The 19,603-nt window shown below is 49.0% G+C and carries 14 protein-coding genes; 13 read left to right on the top strand and 1 reads right to left on the bottom strand.

Features of this window, described 5'->3' with window-relative positions; translation table 11 throughout:
• The first annotated feature begins 145 nt into the window (after window positions 1–145).
• From GRF59_RS06255 to GRF59_RS06220, 8 genes are all read left to right on the top strand, one after another.
• A complete protein-coding gene (locus tag GRF59_RS06255; RefSeq protein ID WP_160496756.1) occupies window positions 146–4,510 on the top strand; it encodes a DUF4855 domain-containing protein in 4,365 nt (1,454 codons plus the stop codon).
• Window positions 4,511–4,824: 314 nt separating this feature from the next.
• On the top strand, window positions 4,825–5,307 hold the full coding sequence (locus GRF59_RS06250) for a hypothetical protein (RefSeq protein ID WP_160496755.1): 483 nt from the start codon (window positions 4,825–4,827) through the stop codon (window positions 5,305–5,307).
• Window positions 5,308–5,454: 147 nt separating this feature from the next.
• Window positions 5,455–7,569, top strand: coding sequence for a WD40/YVTN/BNR-like repeat-containing protein (locus GRF59_RS06245; protein WP_160496754.1), 2,115 nt, complete (start codon window positions 5,455–5,457; stop codon window positions 7,567–7,569).
• A 34-nt stretch (window positions 7,570–7,603) separates the two neighbouring features.
• Window positions 7,604–8,527 carry a DMT family transporter gene (locus GRF59_RS06240; RefSeq protein WP_160496753.1) on the top strand — a complete coding sequence of 308 codons (924 nt, stop codon included), beginning with the start codon at window positions 7,604–7,606 and terminating at the stop codon, window positions 8,525–8,527.
• Between the two features lie 283 nt (window positions 8,528–8,810).
• Complete coding sequence (locus GRF59_RS06235; protein ID WP_160496752.1) at window positions 8,811–9,470, top strand: ATP-binding cassette domain-containing protein; 660 nt, start codon at window positions 8,811–8,813, stop codon at window positions 9,468–9,470.
• Window positions 9,397–10,335: a metal ABC transporter permease gene (locus tag GRF59_RS06230; RefSeq protein ID WP_423802933.1), complete on the top strand. Its 939-nt coding sequence runs from the start codon at window positions 9,397–9,399 to the stop codon at window positions 10,333–10,335. The genes GRF59_RS06235 and GRF59_RS06230 overlap by 74 nt, the downstream gene beginning before the upstream one ends.
• Complete coding sequence (locus GRF59_RS06225) at window positions 10,335–11,369, top strand: metal ABC transporter substrate-binding protein (protein ID WP_160496751.1); 1,035 nt, start codon at window positions 10,335–10,337, stop codon at window positions 11,367–11,369. Before GRF59_RS06230 ends, GRF59_RS06225 begins: the two co-directional genes overlap by 1 nt.
• Before the next feature lie 554 nt (window positions 11,370–11,923).
• The gene (locus tag GRF59_RS06220) at window positions 11,924–12,175 is read left to right on the top strand and encodes a YolD-like family protein (protein WP_160496750.1); all 252 of its coding nucleotides are present in this window, start codon (window positions 11,924–11,926) and stop codon (window positions 12,173–12,175) included.
• Window positions 12,176–12,553: 378 nt separating this feature from the next.
• On the opposite strand, the gene GRF59_RS29675 is transcribed toward GRF59_RS06220, so the two are convergent.
• Window positions 12,554–12,640, bottom strand: coding sequence for a putative holin-like toxin (locus tag GRF59_RS29675; protein ID WP_268760193.1), 87 nt, complete (start codon window positions 12,638–12,640; stop codon window positions 12,554–12,556).
• Window positions 12,641–12,911: 271 nt separating this feature from the next.
• Here GRF59_RS29675 and GRF59_RS06215 point away from each other — a divergent pair, with 271 nt between their 5' ends.
• The 5 genes from GRF59_RS06215 to GRF59_RS06195 all read left to right on the top strand — a co-directional run bounded on the left by GRF59_RS06215 (window position 12,912) and on the right by GRF59_RS06195 (window position 19,602).
• Window positions 12,912–14,048 (top strand): zinc-dependent alcohol dehydrogenase, encoded by a 1,137-nt coding sequence (locus tag GRF59_RS06215; RefSeq protein ID WP_160496749.1) that lies wholly within the window; start codon window positions 12,912–12,914, stop codon window positions 14,046–14,048.
• Between the two features lie 219 nt (window positions 14,049–14,267).
• The gene (locus GRF59_RS06210; RefSeq protein WP_341480015.1) at window positions 14,268–15,770 is read left to right on the top strand and encodes a sugar ABC transporter ATP-binding protein; all 1,503 of its coding nucleotides are present in this window, start codon (window positions 14,268–14,270) and stop codon (window positions 15,768–15,770) included.
• 106 nt (window positions 15,771–15,876) lie between these two features.
• Entirely contained in the window at window positions 15,877–16,800 is a 924-nt protein-coding gene (locus GRF59_RS06205) for an ABC transporter permease (protein WP_341480059.1), read from the top strand.
• 89 nt (window positions 16,801–16,889) lie between these two features.
• Window positions 16,890–17,867, top strand: coding sequence for an ABC transporter substrate-binding protein (locus tag GRF59_RS06200; RefSeq protein WP_160496747.1), 978 nt, complete (start codon window positions 16,890–16,892; stop codon window positions 17,865–17,867).
• Between the two features lie 133 nt (window positions 17,868–18,000).
• Window positions 18,001–19,602, top strand: a complete 1,602-nt coding sequence (locus tag GRF59_RS06195; RefSeq protein ID WP_160496746.1) for a response regulator — start codon at window positions 18,001–18,003, stop codon at window positions 19,600–19,602.
• The last annotated feature ends 1 nt before the right edge of the window (window position 19,603 follow it).

Here is a 19,603-nt window from a genome sequence, read left to right as displayed (position 1 = left end):
AAACAAGTGTATATGAAAAGTCATCATTTGTCTCTTTGAAGAAAGCTCTAAAGTGCCTAAAGTGAAATCATTGCAAGTGCTTACAAACTGAAAAGCTTTAAAAAGTAAGAGTGATTATACTCGAAACAAAAAGGAGCTGGCTTTGATGAGATGGGACAAAAAATGGGGATCGATCCTGATGATTGCAGCCCTGCTGCTGGCACCGGTGTCTGCCGTGCAGGCGAAAGAGCAGGGGACGGCCGTGCAAATCATGCAGGCTGGAAATACCGATCCGGGCGAAGGCAACGAAGCGGCAGAGCCGGAACTTCCGGCGCCGGATACGGACGAACCGGCAGTAACCCCGGAACCGCCGACAGCAGATGGACAGGAGCCAGCGGCGGACGAGGAGCAACTGCCATCCGAAACGAAGGATCAGGCAGCACCATTAACCGAAGGGAGCACTGAGCTCCGCAACCTTGCGGCAGGTCTGCCCTATGAATGGTCCGAAGCGCCGGACGCAGAACATCCGGATGACGGCAGCAAGCTGACGGACGGGATATATGGAAAGCTGGATATGGCAGATCCTGCTTGGGTAGGCCATGTGAAGAAGAAAACGCGCGAGGTCATTTTCGATCTGGGTGAGGAAAAATCCATTGCGAGGATAGGTGCCCACTTTCTCCAAGATTGGCCGGAGAATTCGATCTTGGTACCGCTTACGGTGTCGATGTATGTCTCGGATGACAAGCAGAACTGGGGCTTGCTTTCGGATAATGCTACCCAGCTTCTCTGGGGGGACGGACCGCCAAGACAAGAAACTTTCACATGGGATGGAAGCAAAGACGGCATCAAGAGCGGTAATCTGAATGCAACGATGGCATACGCCCGTTATGTAAAAGTAACCTTTACGATGCATACCCGGGCATGGTCGTTTATTGATGAAATCGAAATTTGGGGCGCGGACGGAAAAATGGAAGGTGCGGAGACGGTTCCTTCTCAACCAGTAGGTTTTTTAGCGCCTGGAGAGGCAACGGCGGGTATCCGCAATCTTGGTTTGTTATACAACGGACAATATGCGAACGGAAAGGGCGATTGGACGAAGGAGCGGATCATTCCGAACATCAGTTATGTAGATCCGTCAGGAAAACCTACAGAGTGGCTTTTTGACGGCATACTGTATCTTGGCATTAATGCAGAATCCGGACATGATTATGGCGGGCACGGGAATCTGGCGGATTGGAATTGGTATCTGGATAAAACCTTTGCACCCGAAGGCGATATGCAACAGCTGAATGAAGCGACCCGGGAGGTCGGGTCTGCTCTGGGTGAACCCGGGCATAAGGAAAAGGTCGTCCTGATGATTCCGGATCCGGGCGAGGAGATCAATGATTTCGGAGTTATTGACGGCGAACCGTTAAGCTTCGATGCTTCGGCAGTCGGAGAATCGAAAGCGCTTGCGAATCGGGAAAAGGCGGTCAAATGGTGGCTTGATCAAGTTCAGTCCAGATGGAATGAGGCGAATTATTCCAATCTTGAGCTTGTCGGCATGTATTGGTTGGAAGAGCAAATTAGCACGAGTTCAAAGGGACCGGATCTGCTCCGCTCCGTGAGCGGAAACGTTCATCAGATGAACCTGAAGTTCTTTTGGATCCCTCATTTCCTCGCTTATAAAGCATTCATGTGGAAGGATGTAGGGTTCGATGCCGTCGCTTTTCAGCCGAACTATTTCTTCGAGGACATGGACGATGACCGATTGGAAGATGCCGCGAATCTAGCGAAACAATACGGCATGTCCAATGAGGTGGAATTCGATGACCGGATGCTGACGGATAGCGTATTCCGCGAAAGATACATCGATTATTTGAATAGCGGCGTCGAGACGGGACTGATGCAAAATGGATTCCGGGCCTATTACCAGGGGAACAACGCGGTTTACGATTCGGCGGTGAGCAAGGATCCGGCAACGCGGGTCATGTATGAATGGCTGCACCAATACGTGAATGGGACATATAAGATCAACCATGATGCTCCTCCGACCGTCAATGTGGAGATGAACGGTCAACCGCTTCAAAGCGGAGTCATCGTGCCGGATACGTCAACCGTGCAATTCACATGGGAAGTCGATGGGGATGACGGCAGCGGCCTAACGAAGATTACAGCCATGTTTAACGGTAAGCCTTATACCGCAGGCACACCTATCGATTTGGCCGGCAGGTTGGGGAAACATGAGCTGCTGATCACGGTAACGACCGGCAAATCCGAGAAAATATCATACATCATTGAAGCATCCACGAATGCTGCAGGCGTAAAGACGTTAGTGGACCGCTTCGATCAAGAAAGGCAGTTCATGAATACTGAAGCACCGCGCTCATTGAACAACTATCTTGAATTGATGAAGCGATTTGAGGGTAAGGATGCATCTCGGTTTAACGCGTATTTGTTGGGCTTCAATGCGGTGCTGGACGAATTGAAGGCTAAACACTCGGTATCTGATCAGGCATATAACACATTGAAGGAAAGCATATTCTATCTTGCTGGAAATTTGGCGGAAAATAAGACGGCGGAAGCCTCTTCGGTAGAAGGAAACAATGCAAACTATGCTCCCTCCAAAGCCGTAGACGGTTTCCCGTCGACCAGATGGGCGAGCGAATATCGGAACAATACGGTTTTTCAAGTCGATCTGGGTGACATAAAAACGTTCGATACTGTAAGAATCGATTGGGAGTATGCTCGCGCGAAAACCTACAAAATCCTTGTCTCTGACGATAAGAAGCATTGGGAAAGTGCGATGAAGGAGAATGAGGGGGTTATTACGGCTCAAGATGGCAAGGAAACGATCCATTTTGATCCGGTGCAGGCCCGGTACGTCCAATTTCAAGGCATCGAAAGAGCGACCGATTACGGCTATTCATTCTATGAATTCGGCGTATATAAACTGTCCGGAGCTTCGGAACCCAAGAGAATTGACGGCTTGAATGCAACGGTAGACGCCGCTTCGAGAAAGGTTACCGTCCATGGCTTGATGATGGGGGGCGATCTGGCCAACGTGAAATTGAAAGTTCTCGATCCCAAGGGCAAAGTGAACTATGAAGCTCAGGCGGCAAGTACCGAAGCCGGGGATTTTGAATTCGAATACACGCTTGCGGGCGAATTGGAAGGGACCTATGAGGTCTATGTTTCTACGGCAGATATGACGAATCCGGAAAAGGTTACTTTCGAGTACAAGAAGGCTTCGACCGGCGGAGAAAATGGAGGAAACGGTGGGAATGCAGGCAGCGGAAGCAGTGGAAGTGCCGGGAGCAGCGGATCTGCAACCCATGCATCGTCTCCGACCGCTTTCCAGCTGCAAGCGGATGGATCTTTAAAAGCGGTTATCGTTCCCAAGCTCGATGCGGATGGTAAAACGGCGGTCGGCACTATGCGTGAGCAGGAGCTTCAGCAGGCGATTGCTCAAGCGAAAGCGGGTTCTAACGGGAAGCGAAAGATCATCATCGAGCTGAGAGCGAGTGGGAATGCGACAGCTTACGCGCTGGATTTTCCCGCAGGCATCTTATCGTCGCAGACTGACCTGACCATGGAAGTGATCACACCTAAAGCGTCGGTAATCTTTTCAGGCCAGAGGGTGGCTGCAACAGCGGTTAGCGGCAAACAGCTTCGCTTGAAGGTAAGCGAGCGGGGACAGCAATCGTTGAGCGAAGACGCTAAAAAACGTATTGGCAGCCGGCCGATCGTGGAACTGGAGTTTATATTGGACGGCAAGTCCTTTGCCTGGACCCATGAAATGTCACCTCTGACCGTTTCAGTTCCCTATGTGAGTGCGAGCAACGAAGAGACAGCCGGCATCGGCATCATGTCTGTCAACAATCAACCCTTCAGCCCGCTTACGCTGGTCCAAGGTGCGGCGTATTCCGATTCCGGCAAGTACGTCACATTCCAAACAGACCAGGCTGGGATTTATGCGGTTGTCTACGCGCAAATCTCACCGCAGTTTATGGATCTTGGAGGTGTTCCGTGGGCCAGAGAAGCTATCGAGAAATTGGCGGCTTCTGGAATCGTAAAGGGGACTTCGGCTGGAGCATTCAACCCTGCTCAGCAGGTCAATCGAGCAGACTTTATCGTAATGCTGGTTCGGGCACTTGATTTGAAGTCCGAAGCAGGCAATTTATTTACCGATATCAAACCGTCGGATGATTACGCCGAGGCTGTAGCGACAGCGAAGAAGCTGGACATCGTGAAGGGCACGGATGGCGGCCGGTTTGAACCAAATGCGATGATCACCAGACAAGATATGATGGTGATGGCCGCGCGGGCGGTGAGAGCTGCCAAAGCGGAGGAAATTCAAGGAACTTCGGCTGCTCTTGACAGCTATAAGGATGCGGGCAGCGTGTCGGGCTATGCAGCTGGCAGTATCGCCGGAATGATTGAGCATGGATGGATCCAAGGTCATGACAGGATGATCTCTCCGAGAGGGCATGCCACCCGCGCGGAAGCGGCCGTTTTCCTGGATCGGATCATGAATGATCCGTCGATATAGCTGCATCTGCGCAAAATATTCATTTATGCATGGCTAGCTTATGTAAGTTGAAGTGAAGACAAGACGTGTTTGGGACCCTTTGTCCGCGAGCGGCGGCAAAGATACCAAACACGTCCTTTTTTTGTAGAAAGGGAGATAGGGTTAATTAGTTAATGAGGATAGAGTGCCGTAAAGGTGCATATATTGTATGGATCTAATTTCAATGGGACAGGCATGCTCGATTCAGGTCGGGCAGCTTTCGGAAGGGCGCACAGCCGTAATTTTCTTCCGAAGCTTTTATGTGTGAAACTTAAATAATATGAAGGAGGTACATCATGTCCGCAAAAAGCTGGATGTCGTATCTATCGCTTCTGTTTGGCTGTATATGTCTAGTCATTTTTGTCGATTTGCATACCCTGACGCCTATGAATTCTATGCATTCAGATCCGACTAACATCGGCAGGTTGCTGCTTTATCCGGGATGGTCCATGCTGGCCGCGCTGCTGCTGTTTACGTTTGTCTTCGCGGTACGCTATTTTGACGCTCTTGAGGATTATATTGCAAAATTGTCATATCATTCTTTGGTGCCCTTTCTCTCATCATGTACGCTTCTGCTATCCTTCTTTTTGCAGCTACGCAAACTGAAACATACACTAACTTCCCTTCGTACAGATGCTGAATCGATGCCCGTATTCGACTCTATCGGACTTGTTAATGCGTATACCGCATCTCTGTTTTTCAACGCCCATATTGTCTTGTTTTGGCTCTCTTTTTCGATTCTTGCCGGTTGGTGGGTAGTCCAAAAAAGAAAAAACTGACTCCGAATCGAGAATATTCCTTAACCTCTCAATTCTGGATACTCTTTATAATCGTAGTCATGATCATCAAGTAGACAAGGATTTTAATTGATGAGGTATGACTCGTAGAACAGAGTAGACATCCCTCGGGAGCGTAAGGAGGATTCCATGAAGAAAATAAAACACTGGAGCATGTATATGGTGGCCGTGCTGGCGATCATGACGTTGCTCTTGTCAGCATGCTCATATGGCAAATCGAATCATATCGAATCATCCAGCGGAGTCCAGGCTTTGCAGTTAAACCAGAAGCTGGTGGTGGAAAAGGTGTCGGGGCCGTCGCTAAAAGGAGATTCAACGCCTATAAACGTTCAGTCCGTAAAACAGGCGGAACTCCAAGAGGGCTCCCCGGTCAAAATCGAAAATACCGTTAGCCCATTTGATATACCGGTCATTGATTTTGTGAATGACACAACAGGCTTTGCCGTTAAACAAAAATATGGCGAGTCGCTAACGCTGATCTCCACGACAGACGGAGGAGAGCACTGGGCGGAAAAGAAACTGCCGGGCCAATTCGTGCGGAGCATGGATTTTGTAGATGGAAAAACAGGCTGGGTGCTGATTGAAGAAGGATGTACTACAAGCGGAACAACCACCTGTAAAACGATGCGGCTCCTTAAAACGTCGAATGCGGGAAATAGCTGGATAACGAAGTGGCAGGCGGCTTCCAAGGAGGACCGAAGCCATGTGTTTGTTAACCTGCACAGATTATCTTTTCAAGACTCCAATAGCGGGGTCATGCTGGTCAACGGAGCATTATACGTAACCCGGGATGGCGGTTCTCATTTCAAAGCCGTATCCTTTGGCGTCCACAACTTCACGCCGCTATACATGAGCTTTCTGAAAGGTCAAATCGGTTATGTAGCGGGCTCTGTAGGCAGGGACGCCGGGAACCTGGCGGTACTGAAGACCATGAACGGAGGCGGATCTTGGCAGAAGCAGCTGCAAGTACAGGCGAAGGATTCCCCTCTATCGAGTCTTGGCATCCAGTTTATCAATGAATCCACCGGATGGCTGCTCACGAATGATACCGGAATAATCAGTGGGGATCTGTACCGCACCACGGACGGAGGCAAACATTGGAACAAAGTGAGCATACAGCGGACGGGAAGACCGACGCCAACCTCTTTTCAATTCACGAATACGAGCATCGGAATGATGTCGCTTCATCCGGGAGCAGGTCCGGTTGAGGGAGGTATCTACAAGACAACGGACGGAGGCAAAACGTTCACGAGTGTGGCACCGGGTCATTTGTATGCGGTCAATCAGCTCCAGATGATTAGTTCCAAGCAGATTTGGGCGGCGGCAGATGATATTAGTGGCTCGGGATTTATCGTACATTCAAGTGATGGCGGAAGTACTTGGCAGCAATTATACCCATCCCCATATCCTGAAGCTCAGCCGACAGAGGATATGTCATTCCTGGATTCCGCTAACGGATTCGCGATCGGCACCCAGCTTGACAGCAATCAGGTGCTGCAGACGAAGAACGGCGGTTCAAGCTGGAACATTGTTAGCTCGATCAACGGTTATATCCGATTGGAGAACATCAGCTTTATCAGCAAAAAAGAAGGTTATGTCATAGCCTATCGGGAAGCTGCTCCACATCATGTTCTGTTAAATACCGCTGACGGGGGCCAATCCTGGTCGGTTGTTTCCCCAAAGGCCTTGGAAGGACTCGACGGAATTTCAGAACTTTTCTTTTTTCGCTTTTACGATGAGAGAAACGGACTGCTTTTTGCCAGCGGCCATGAGAAGATTGTGTGGCGTACGACCGATGGCGGGCGAAGTTGGAACAAGACCCAAGCGGGTCAAGGCACCGGCTTATTGGCAAAAGCTTTCTTCACGACGATGTCGGATGGATGGATCCTCAGGGAGGGAGATCAAGATAACCCTGCGACACTATCGCGTGTAACGGATGGGAAGGGTGAGCACAAGGTCCTGACGCTGCCGGCGAAAGGATATCCGGAAGCCATCAGCTTTACCGACTCCGAACACGGCTACATCATGATGGAGGACTTTAAGCAGACGAATGGGATTTCCATGCATTTGCTCACGACGACTGATGGGGGCAAGCGCTGGATAGATCACCCTTTTCCGAAAGGGACGGATGTCGGCGATATCGAGCATCTGACTTTTGCGGATCGGCAGCATGGATGGCTGCAGTTTTATCAGGGGATAGCCGAAACGAAGGATGGCGGGCTTAGCTGGACCGTGCTACAATAAGTTGTTGTTAGCATTGTACCGGAAAGGAAGCACCATGAGAAAAACTGCACCGATTCCCACAGCAATACCTTTAACCATTGGCATCATCGCTGTTTCATTTTCATCTATTTTCGTCAAATGGTCGGCGGCTCCCGCGTCGATCCAGGGGATGTACCGGCTCTTGTTTACCGCCCTGCTGATGCTTCCGTTTATTCGGCCGCATCTGGCGGAGCTGAAGTCGCTCTCTTTGAAAAAAGCATCCATGCTCTTTACTTCCGGATTTTTTCTGGCGCTGCATTTTTTGCTATGGATGGGTTCGCTGAAACTGACGACGGTCTCAAGCTCTACCATCATTTTGGCGCTGGAACCCGTATTTATCGTGATTGGAGCATTCTTTATTTATAAAGAACGTACATCTTCCTTCGCCATGTTTGGCATGGGGGTTGCCATCATCGGTGCGGTCCTGATTGGCTGGGGCGATATCGGAGTGTCACGGACCAATCTGATCGGGGATCTGCTGTCCGTATTCGGCACATTGGCGGTATCCGTCCATATGCTCATCGGGCAGAAAATGGTGACTCAGGTATCCTCTTATGTATACAGCTTCGTCGTGTTTTTGTCTGCGACGATCGTCTTTGCGGCGTACAACCTCATTGGGGGGATATCGTTTACGGCCTACGCGGGGAAGGACTGGGGCATGTTTTTGCTGCTGGCGATTGTTCCGACAGTGTTTGGTCATCTGTTGTTTAACTGGCTGTTGCAGTATGTATCGGCTACCACCATTTCCATGAGCATTTTAGGAGAGCCGGTGGGAGCGAGTTTGCTGGCATTTCTTCTCCTGAATGAACAAATGACCTGGTTTCAGATCCTGGGCGGACTGCTGGCTATTTTCGGATTGATTATGTTCTTGAATGCGGGTCGCTTGAAATGGAAGCCGGGAAAAGGCGGGTCAACAGAACCGTTAAAATCAGTATCATGACGATATGCATTACGTAGAGAGGCACCCTGCAGGGTGCCTTTTTTTCGTCTCCTGCGGGAGCGGCAGTTTGCTGCAACGGATTAAGTTCGGAAAAAGTTAATAGTAATTATTACGAATAACTTGCCAACTAGGTTCATATATGTTTTAATGTGTCTTAAACGTAATGATTACGAATTAGGAGTGATAGATTCTTCTTCCTACATAAGTTAGGAGTTGTAGGCGGGAATTTTTTTTGCCGTTTTTTAAATCGTAATGATTACTATTAAAGAAAAGGAGGATATACATGATCCTTTGCTCCTTACGCAATATTGTCTTTGGATACGGGAATGAGCCCGTCCTCCGAAATGTGTCCGTGGATATTCATGCCGGAGAATTTATTGCGGTCAGTGGACCTAACGGTGCGGCTAAAACAACGCTTTTAAAACTGATGCTGGGACTCGTCAAGCCTTGGAGCGGCAGCATTGAGTTTACGCCAGATTTCAGCCGAAGCTCGGTCGCCTACGTTCCGCAGCAGGCATCTTCATTCAATTCCGGCTTTCCCAGTAAGGTTTATGAGCTGGTGAAGTCGGGCTGTTATCCGGAGCTTGGCCTGTTTCGCCGCTTCCATAAGGAGCAGCATGCGCTCGTGGAAGAAACGTTAAAAGCGGTCGGCTTGTGGGAAATGCGCAGCCGTAAGATCGGGGAGTTGTCCGGAGGGCAAAAGCAACGGGCCTGCATAGCACGCGCAATGGTACAGCAGCCGGATTTGTTGGTTCTGGATGAACCGGTAACCGGGATGGATGCAGCGAGCAGAGTCCGTTTTTACAAATGGATGAGAAAGGTTACCCAGACGAGAGGTACCACGGTAATCATGGTGACGCATGGTTTGGATGAAGCAAGGGATTATCTCGATCGCGTGGTTTATCTGGAAGGGAGGGAAGAAATCGATCATGTTCCAGTATGAATTTATGCAGCGGGCCTTTTGGGCCGGGGGGCTGATCTCGCTGATCGCTCCGATTCTTGGAGTATATCTGGTATTACGGAGGCAGTCCCTGATGTCTGACACCCTCTCGCATGTCTCGATGGCCGGCGTGGCGCTAGGTACGGTGCTTCATGCCAATCCGGTCATATTCGGATTTCTGTTTGCGGTTTTGGGAGGTATGACGATCGAATGGCTCCGCCGAACCTACAAGACGTATAGTGAGGTGCCGGTAGCCATTATCATGACTTCGGGCCTGGCGCTTGCAATGGTGCTGATGAATATGAAAACAAACCTGAATAAAAGCTTCAGTTCCTATTTATTCGGCTCCATTGTGGCTGTCAGCCCATCGCAACTCATGATCATCGCTGCAGTAACCTTGATCGGCCTTATTTTCTTCATTCTGCTCCGCCGTCCGCTGTACAGCCTAACGTTCGAAGAAGATACTGCGGCAGTCAGCGGGGTACGGGTCAAACTGCTGTCATTTGCATTCGCCGTGATGACCGGAATGATTGTGGCGGCTGCCATGCCGATTGTCGGCGTGCTGCTCGTGTCGTCCATGATCGTGCTTCCTTCGGCTTTTGCACTTCGATTCGCTGGAGGATTTGTATCCGCATCGATCCTCTCCGTTGCTACGGGCTTGACGGGTGTATTCAGTGGACTGACGGCCTCTTATTACACGGATACGCCCCCAGGAGGAACCATTGCCCTGATTTTGCTCATGATTCTGCTGGTTGGAATCGGATTCCAACGAGTGATCCAACAGGTCCGGAATCGCCGCAAAGGCAAAGCCCAAACCATTTTGCTTGAAAGAACTAAACAAACCATAGAAGAAGGAGTATTCAAATAATGAAAAAATGGATTCCATTCGTATCGGCATTAACCTTGGCAGTACTGGCAGTTTCTTTGGTCGGCTGCGGTCAAAACAAAGAAGAGAGCACCGAGGTTACAAAAACAGTCGTGTCTGAGGCAGCTCCGAAGAAGCTTCAAGTAGAGGCAAGCTTTTATCCGATGTACGAGTTTGCCAGCCAAGTGGCAGGTAATTTGGCGGACGTGAATTTACTGATACCTGCGAGTGTGGAGCCGCATGATTGGGAGCCAACACCGCAGGATATCGGAAAGATCGAGCAGGCGGATCTGCTTGTTTATAACGGTGCAGGCATGGAAGGCTGGGTCGAACAGGTTCTGGCCGGATCGAGTAATAAAAACATGCTAGCGGTTGAAGCCAGTAAAGGAATTGAATTGATGGAAGGCGCAGAAGAGGAAGAGGAGCATGCGGACGCCGAAGCGGGCCATGATCATGATGGCGAGTCTTCGAGCAGCCAAGAAGAGGCACATGAGCATGATCATGATCATGGAGGATTGGATCCTCATGTGTGGTTATCTCCGAAACTCGCAATCGAGGAAGTACGAAACATTGAAGCAGCTCTTATTGCCAAGGCACCTGATCATAAAGACGAGTTTACGAAAAACGCGGATGCCTATATCACCAAGTTGCAGCAACTGGATACGGACTTTCAAAAGGAACTGAATGAAACCAAACGCAAGGATTTTATCACCCAGCATGCCGCATTCGGATATTTGGCGAAAACCTATGGTTTAACGCAGGTTCCGATCGCCGGATTGTCGCCTGAACAGGAGCCGTCTGCATCGGCGATGGCAGGCGTCGTGAAGTTCGCGAAAGAACATCAGGTGAAAACGATTTTCTTCGAAACGCTCGTATCCTCCCAAGTAGCAGAGACGATTGCCAAGGAAATTGGTGCATCCACGGCCGTCTTGAATCCGCTTGAAGGTCTCACCGAGGAGGATCAGGCGAAACATCTGGATTATATCGCGGTCATGCGTTCAAATTTGGAGGAATTGAAGAAGGCGTTAAACGAGTAACAATATGAGTCCACCTGCATTTCCGAACCATATAATGATGGAATAAATATGTTAATCCATACCTGATTTTACGATGATTCATTAAAAAAGCCCCTCAAAAGGAAGTATCCTTAAGAGGGGCTTTTTATGTATCGCAATTTCTGTGTAATGTTCAAACTTTCAGCAATCACAATATGAACCAAATGCCAAATGGCAGAACTGGAGAAGCGAATGAAATAAGTCTTTAATAAATAAGGTGGGGATTAAAATAAAAAAAGCCGCCCTAATGACGACTTATCCCTAAATATTTTTCTATATTGTAGTTTTTTTGAAGCACCACTCGCTGAACATCGCATCTGCAACATCATATTGTAATTATAACCATTGTGGTGACATCGATGACAACATATGAATTAGTTGGATATAATCATGAGACAGGATCAATTGAAAATTATAGACTTGAAGATGTGAGCCAATGTTCCAATAAGAAGGGTTTATTTCGGTCGAACAGAAAAAGCCCAGACCGCGATTTAAACTCTTCTGTACTGATATGAACAACTAGGAGGACACCAACCATGGCAAAATCTAAGGTAGCAAAGAGACCAACAAGAGATGAATTTGTGCTTGAGGAACTAGGAAATCAGCTTACAGAAGCCTACCAAGAAGAATCAGTTATCGTGCTAACTGTGTGGGGATGGGAAATGTCAGTCCGGGGACAAATTGATCAGATGGACTCTCGGACGGGTAAAGTGCATATCAAGAAAGATGGTGTTATCACTAAGGTGCCATTTATGGACATTATGGAAGTTAATTATCCAAGAGACTAGAGTGCGTGGTTTTTTTTATCCAGAGTTGCGGCGAGAATTCATTGAAAAAAGGTCAACGCAGAAAAAGATAATGCTAATTATGATGGGTATGTAGCATCACTATTGTTACCACAAAGTAATGAACTGATTAGTGTAAAGGCAGAAGAAGCATTTGTTATTGTATTTGCTTTGCCTTTTGCCAGCAAAAGATAGTGAATAGTGATTTGATAAGAATAGGGCAAACTCTGAAAAATGCCGGGAACAATCCAAAATGAAATGACTGTTTCAATAACTAATAAAAAAAGTCAGATCAATTGGATATGATCTGACTCGTACGGCGGCTTGTAACTGGCGGATTTTATTAGTATGGTTTCAAACCAAAACTAGTGCCAATTCAGATTATTTCCTCTTGTCAATGTAGGTTAACAAGGTGAGGATAAACAACCCAAATGCAAACATGATTGATAGAGCTTGAAAGATATCCATGTTTACAGCCTCCACCTTTCTCGTAAGGTGTCCGCCTTTGTACAAGTCGTCTTAATTTAAATATTAAATTTAAATGGTTAATTATGGTAGTGTGTTTAGAACTATTCTTATTTATTTTCTTTCTACATAATTCGATTTAATTGGCTATTTCGTTTGGAATGAGATTGATGAGGGGACCGCATTGTGACTAACCGAATGTCGCCTTTGTCAATTCATAATGAACCTTCCTTTCTCCGGGCAGACTATAGAAAACAATCTGGAGGAACGCGGCATGAAAGCAGTAACATATCAGGGACGCAAAAAGGTTGAAGTCAAAGAGGTTCGCGATCCCGGTCTGGAGAAGAAAGACGATATACTGGTCCGGATTACCACGACGGCCATTTGCGGTTCGGATTTGCATATTTATCATGGCCTGATTCCTGGCATGTACGACAACTATGTGATCGGCCATGAGCCGATGGGAATTGTCGAAGAGGTAGGGCCGGAGGTAACCCGCGTGAAAAAAGGCGACAGGGTAATTATTCCTTTCAACGTCTCCTGCGGACAATGCTTCTTCTGCCAAAACAACATGGAAAGCCAATGCGACAACTCCAATGATGCGCGGGACACGGGCGGCTACTTTGGTTATTCGGACACTTATGGCGGTTATATGGGCGGACAGGCAGAATTGCTTCGGGTTCCTTACGGTAACTTTGTTCCCTATGTCGTTCCGAGGGATGCTGAGCTTGAGGACGAACAAATTCTCTTTTTGTCCGATATTATGCCTACTGCCTTTTGGGGAGTGGACAACGGGGGCGTTAAAAAGGGCGATACGGTCGTTGTACTGGGCTGTGGGCCTGTGGGTTTGCTGGCGCAGAAATTTGCCTGGAAAAAAGGGGCCAAGCGCGTGATTGCCGTCGACAATGTGGATTACAGACTTGAGCATGCCAAAAAATACAATCATGTGGAAGCCTACAATTTTGAAACCATGAAGGATTTGGACAAGTACCTGCTCGAGCTCACCAAAGGCGGCGCGGATGTGGTCATCGACTGCGTAGGCTTGGATGCGAAACGGACTCCGATCGAAAAAATCGAGACGACCTTGAAGCTTCAGGGCGGATCGCTCGGTGCGTTCGATATGGCTGCGAACATTGTCCGCAAATTCGGCACGATATCCGTTGTCGGCGTCTATGGACTGACGTACAATTTGTTCCCATTCGGACATCTGTTCGAGCGTAATATTACATTGAAAATGGGGCAAGCTCCCGTCATTCATTACATGCCGGAGCTATTTCGATGGGTGAAGTCCGGAGAAATCGATGCGACTGACATTATTACACATCGGCTGCCGATTTCGGAAGCTGAGCACGCCTATAAAATCTTTGACGATAAAGAGGACCATTGCATTAAAGTCGTTCTCAAGCCTTAATCTGACAAAAGCGCATGGCAACTTCAAAACGGATGACCGTTGGCAAACGGACATCCGTTTTTTTATGGTGTTCGAATGGGCAAGGAAGCAGATCATAGATTTTTCAACTTTTTTGAAGAGATTATTCCATATTCGTTCCTCAGACATCCCGGTACAATGAATCTACAGTAATGAAAACGCTTCCCACATACATCGCAAGAGCAGAAAAGGGGGACCCAAGTGAATGCTTTACTAAGTCTGGAAGGAATCGAAAAGAGCTTTCCCGGTGTACACGCATTGAAGCAGTGCAGGCTCGAGCTGATGCCGGGTGAGGTACATGCACTGATCGGAGAGAACGGAGCCGGTAAATCGACGCTGATGAAGATTGCAACTGGCGTCTATTCGAAGGATGCGGGCCGGATCGTTTATAAGGGTGAAGAAATTGAACTGCCGAACACACGCGCAGCCAGAGACCGCGGAATCAGCATGATTCACCAGGAACTGAACCTGCTGCCGCATCTAACGATTGCCCAGAATATTTACCTTGGACGCGAACCAAAAAAGATTGGTTTCCTGGTGGATGACCAAGAAATGAATATGAGAGTAAGCCGGCAGTTTGAGCAAATGAACCTGAAGCTTGATCCTAGAATGCTCGTCTCGGAGCTGAGCGTAGCCAAGCAGCAGATGGTCGAAATCGCCAAGGCGCTGTCCTTCCAATCGGAAGTGCTCATCATGGATGAACCGACAGCTGCGTTGACGGAAACCGAAATCCAGGATTTGTTTCGGATCATTGCGCAGCTGAAGCAGCAAGGAGTCGGCATTATTTATATCTCGCACCGAATGGAAGAGCTGCAGCAAATCTCCGACCGGATTACCGTCATGAGAGATGGAGCCTATGTGGACACCGTACCGGGGCGAAACATGGACGTCGATCATATCATTCGCATGATGGTTGGCCGGGAGCTGTATGAGACAGAATCGCTCGCACCTGTGAGTCCCGATTCCGAAACGGTGCTTGAGGTCAAGGGATTAACCAGGGGCAGGGAGCTGCAGGACATTCACTTCAGTGTGAAAAAAGGTGAAATTCTTGGGTTTGCCGGATTGATGGGGGCAGGCAGAACAGAGGTTGCCAGAGCGATATTCGGAGCCGATCCTGTGGATCGAGGCGAGATTATCATCCGCGGTAAAAAAGCGAGGATCAAACATCCGCATGATGCGGTACGCCTGGGAATCGGCTATCTTTCCGAAGATCGAAAACGCTTCGGTGTCTTGACGGATATGGACGTGGCCAGCAATATCGCCATCGCGTCCTACAAGCGCTACCGAAATCTGGCGGGTTGGATGAAAGAGGCTCATATTAACCGGACGGCGGAGCATTTTGTCCAATCGCTTTCCATCAAAACTCCGGGAGTTGGACAAAAGGTCAAGTTCTTGTCCGGAGGCAATCAGCAGAAAGTGGTTATCGGCAAATGGTTGACGCGAGATTGCGATGTCCTTATCTTCGACGAGCCGACGCGCGGTATCGACGTCGGAGCGAAGAGCGAAATCTACAAGCTGCTGGAAACGCTGGCGGCCGCAGGCAAGTCCATTATCATGATCTCTTCGGAGCTGCCTGAAATATTACGCATGAGCCACCGGATTATGGTGATGTGCGAAGGGCGGATTACGGGAGAACTCAGCGCTGAAGAAGCGACGCAGGAAACGATCATGAAGTATGCGACGATGCGGTCGCGGGTCATGTAAACAAGATGAGGGGGGATTTCGCGTGAAGCTTCATTCCACGCAGTCTGCGGCAGCAGGGGGACAGCAGGTCAAGAAAACAGGAACCAAGGGAGCTGCGAGGCAGAAAATACTGGCCTTCGCGAGTTTGATCATTTTAATTTTGGTCTTCAGCTTATTGTCTGGAAACTTCTTCAGGTTTGATAATCTGGTCGGTATCATGCTATCGACCGCCGTGATCGGCGTCCTGGCCTTAGGCTCCACCTTCGTTATCATCACTGGAGGCATTGATCTGTCCGTGGGTACGGTGATGACCTTTTCCTCGGTGATGGCAGGCGTTTTTATCACCTACTGGAATGGACCTATATATCTGGGTGTCATCGGCGGCATACTGGCCGGTTCATTATGCGGTCTGGTCAGCGGTCTGATGATCGCCAAAATGAAAATTCCGCCTTTTATTGCCACGTTGGCCGTCATGATGATTACCAAGGGGCTATCGCTGATCATCTCGGGTACCAAGCCGATTTATTTTACCGATAAACCGCTATTTAACCAGCTCACCATGGGCTCTATCCGAGGACTCGAAATTCCGAACGCGGTATGGATCTTCCTGATTGCTTCCGTCATCGCGAGCTTTATTTTAACAAAGACCATCATCGGCCGTTATAACTTCGCCTTGGGCAGCAATGAGGAAGCAGCACGATTGTCGGGCGTCAATACGGTGCTCTGGAAAGTTGTTATCTACGTCATTACGGGCACGTTCAGCGGCATTGCCGGCATTATGATGGCGTCTCGCCTGAATTCGGCTCAGCCGGCGCTCGGCAGCGGTTACGAGCTGGAAGCCATCGCTGCAGTCGTGATTGGAGGAACATCGCTAAGCGGCGGGATGGGCTCGATCCTGGGAACGGTCATCGGGGCGCTAATCATGAGCGTGCTGACGAATGGCCTGCGGATTCTGTCGGTTGCCCAGGAATGGCAGACCGTCATCGTAGGTCTCGTCATTATCCTCGCGGTTTATATGGATATTTTGCGTCGCAGAAAAAACAAATCATAGTAAAAACAGTATCACCTCCCTTCCTAGGGAGCTTGCATATGAAATATGAAAATGACTAAATTTCCGAATGAAAACAAGGGGGTATTGGAATGAAGAAAAAGCAAACGAAGATGATCCTGCTGTGCGGTATGTTGGCAACCATGCTCATGGTGAGCGCGTGCGGCAGCGGTGGGGGCGATAAGGCAGCGAGCTCAGGGAAGCCTTATATTCCGGTAATCTCGAAGGGATTCCAGCATCAATTCTGGCAAGCCGTTAAATCCGGTGCGGAGAAAGCGGCCAAGGAATTCGACGTGGAGATTACCTTTGAAGGGCCGGAAACGGAAACGCAGGTCGACAAACAAATTGAAATGCTCCAGACCGCTCTGGATAAAAAACCTAGCGCGATCGCATTTGCGGCCTTGGACAGCAAAGCAGCCGTTCCATTGTTGGAAAAGGCTAAAGCGAATAACATCCCTGTAATCGGCTTTGACTCGGGCGTGGACAGCGATATCCCTGTTGCAACGGCAGCAACGAATAACAAGGCAGCAGCTGCGCTTGCCGCCGACAAAATGGCGGAGCTGATCGGCGAATCCGGCGAAATCGCGTTAGTCGTACATGATCAGACCAGCCGTACGGGCGTGGACCGCCGCGACGGGTTCAAAGAACAAATCGAAAGCAAATATCCGAACATCAAAATTGTAGATATTCAATACGGCGGCGGGGATCAGTTGAAATCGACCGACTTGGCCAAAGCCATTATGCAGGCCCATCCGGATCTAAAAGGTTTCTTCGGCGCCAATGAAGGTTCGGCCATCGGCGTTGCAAATGCGGTCAGTGAAATGAAGAAGAGCGGGAAGATCGTCGTCATTGGTTATGATTCCGGTAAGCAGCAAACGGATGCGATCCGCAACGGAACGATGGCAGGTGCGGTTACCCAAGATCCGATCGGCATTGGCTACCAGGCAGTGAAGGCAGCGGTTATGGCCATGAAAGGCGAAAAAGTCGAGAAAGATATCGACACGGGATTCCACTGGTATGATAAATCCAATATTGATTCGGAAGAAATTAAACCTCTTCTGTACGAGTAATTTCCAATCATGGATGAAACATAGCGGTAGGAAATAGCATAGTAGAGGCTGCGCAATGGAGGCAGTCTCTGTTATGCTATTTACAGTTAATAGAATAATGGATGCTGTTAGTCGGAATAGAGGGGGAGCGCCGGTGTACAAGGTAATCTTGATTGATGATGAAGACGAGGTACGCGAGGGTATACGCAATAAAATCTCCTGGAACGACTGCGGTTTTGAACTGATCGGCGAATATGACAATGGACGGGATGCTCTTGAGGCCATAGATTGCGAGCGTCCGGACCTGATCGTTACCGATATCTGCATGGCGTTCATGGACGGGTTGGAGCTTGCACGCATCGTCAGTGAACAGTACCGGGACATGAAGGTGGTCATTATTACCGGCTACGAGGACTTTGAATACGCGAAGCAAGCGATTACGCATCGGGTACAGGAATATTTGCTTAAGCCGATCAATGCCCGCGAATTTACTTCCCTGATGCTCCAAATGAAAGTCGAATTGGACACGGAACGGGAGCAGCGTCGTAATTTAAGCCAGCTGCGCATGCAGCTGAACGAGAGTTTGCCTCTTTTGCGCGAGAGATTTATGGAAAGGCTTGTTTTTACACGGATCAGCAAGGAGATGCTGCATCGGAAGCTTGAGTATTTTCATATTCGGCTGAGCGGACCCGCATATATTGCATTGGTGATCGATATTGATCAAACACGCGGAAAACGGGAGCTGCGGGATGAACAAGAACTGCTGCAGTATGCCGCCTACAATATTGTTCAGGAACAGTTGGAGCAAGAAGGGAGCGGCATTGCTTTTCGGACCCGGGATGACCGTTTGGCCGTAATTCTCCAAGGCAATCCTGAACAACTGGAGCTGAAGGCGCAGCGGGTTGCGGATCAAGCCAGAAACAGTCTGGATAAATACATCAGGCTACCCTCATCCATTGGAATAGGCAGGAAATGTGACGCGCTTGAGGATATTTCAGCTTCTTATCAGGAAGCGCTTTCATCTTTGGATTATACTTTTTTGCTGGGGGAAGGAAGGGTCATATCCATCCAAGACGTGGAATTCGGTCAATCCATCCCATCCTATACGTCCGACTGGGAACAGCAGCTTATCAGCTCCTTGAAAACAGGCAAGTTGAATCAGGTTTCCGGCGTTTTTCAGGAATGGTTCCAGGAGCTAAGAACAGGCGGCGTCTCGGTGGTCAGATGCCACAGCATTTTGTATCGAATTCTGATCGCCATGATGAAGCATGCGGAAGAGACCGGCCTCAGCGATGCCAGCCTGATTCCGGCGGACGCTTTTTCCAGGGTAGGGTCATTCCGTACACTCGATGAGGCGCAGTCGTGGATTGAAGATATCAGCCGCGGTATAATGATGAGCTTGACGGAACACCGATCCAGCCATATCCGCTCCCAAATGGATACAGCAGAGGGATATATCCGGGCCAACTATCACGATGAAACATTGTCGCTCCAGCAGGTTTGCAGTCACCTGTATATGAGCGCCAGCTACTTCAGTTCCTTGTTTAAACAGCATACCGGCGGCACCTTTGTGGAATACGTGACCCGTATCCGGATGGGAAAAGCGATGGAACTCCTCCGTACGACCCGCCTGAAAAGCTATGAGATTGCCGAGAAGGTAGGGTACAGCGACCCTCAGTATTTCAGCGTCCTTTTCAAGAGGAATACAGGCAAGACTCCGAAAGAATACCGGCAGCAGCAGGAGAGCATTCATTGAT

The organism is Paenibacillus dendrobii (genome assembly GCF_009807035.1).
GTDB classification, from domain to species: domain Bacteria; phylum Bacillota; class Bacilli; order Paenibacillales; family Paenibacillaceae; genus Paenibacillus_AQ; species Paenibacillus_AQ dendrobii.
This window is presented reverse-complemented; position numbering and strand designations above follow the sequence as displayed.

Coding starts and splice junctions, on each gene's coding strand:
- GRF59_RS06255 (WP_160496756.1), top strand. CDS start 146: ATGAGATGGGACAAAAAATGGGGATCGATCCTGATGATTGCAGCCCTG.
- GRF59_RS06250 (WP_160496755.1), top strand. CDS start 4,825: ATGTCCGCAAAAAGCTGGATGTCGTATCTATCGCTTCTGTTTGGCTGT.
- GRF59_RS06245 (WP_160496754.1), top strand. CDS start 5,455: ATGAAGAAAATAAAACACTGGAGCATGTATATGGTGGCCGTGCTGGCG.
- GRF59_RS06240 (WP_160496753.1), top strand. CDS start 7,604: ATGAGAAAAACTGCACCGATTCCCACAGCAATACCTTTAACCATTGGC.
- GRF59_RS06235 (WP_160496752.1), top strand. CDS start 8,811: ATGATCCTTTGCTCCTTACGCAATATTGTCTTTGGATACGGGAATGAG.
- GRF59_RS06230 (WP_423802933.1), top strand. CDS start 9,397: ATGAAGCAAGGGATTATCTCGATCGCGTGGTTTATCTGGAAGGGAGGG.
- GRF59_RS06225 (WP_160496751.1), top strand. CDS start 10,335: ATGAAAAAATGGATTCCATTCGTATCGGCATTAACCTTGGCAGTACTG.
- GRF59_RS06220 (WP_160496750.1), top strand. CDS start 11,924: ATGGCAAAATCTAAGGTAGCAAAGAGACCAACAAGAGATGAATTTGTG.
- GRF59_RS29675 (WP_268760193.1), bottom strand. CDS start 12,640: ATGGATATCTTTCAAGCTCTATCAATCATGTTTGCATTTGGGTTGTTT.
- GRF59_RS06215 (WP_160496749.1), top strand. CDS start 12,912: ATGAAAGCAGTAACATATCAGGGACGCAAAAAGGTTGAAGTCAAAGAG.
- GRF59_RS06200 (WP_160496747.1), top strand. CDS start 16,890: ATGAAGAAAAAGCAAACGAAGATGATCCTGCTGTGCGGTATGTTGGCA.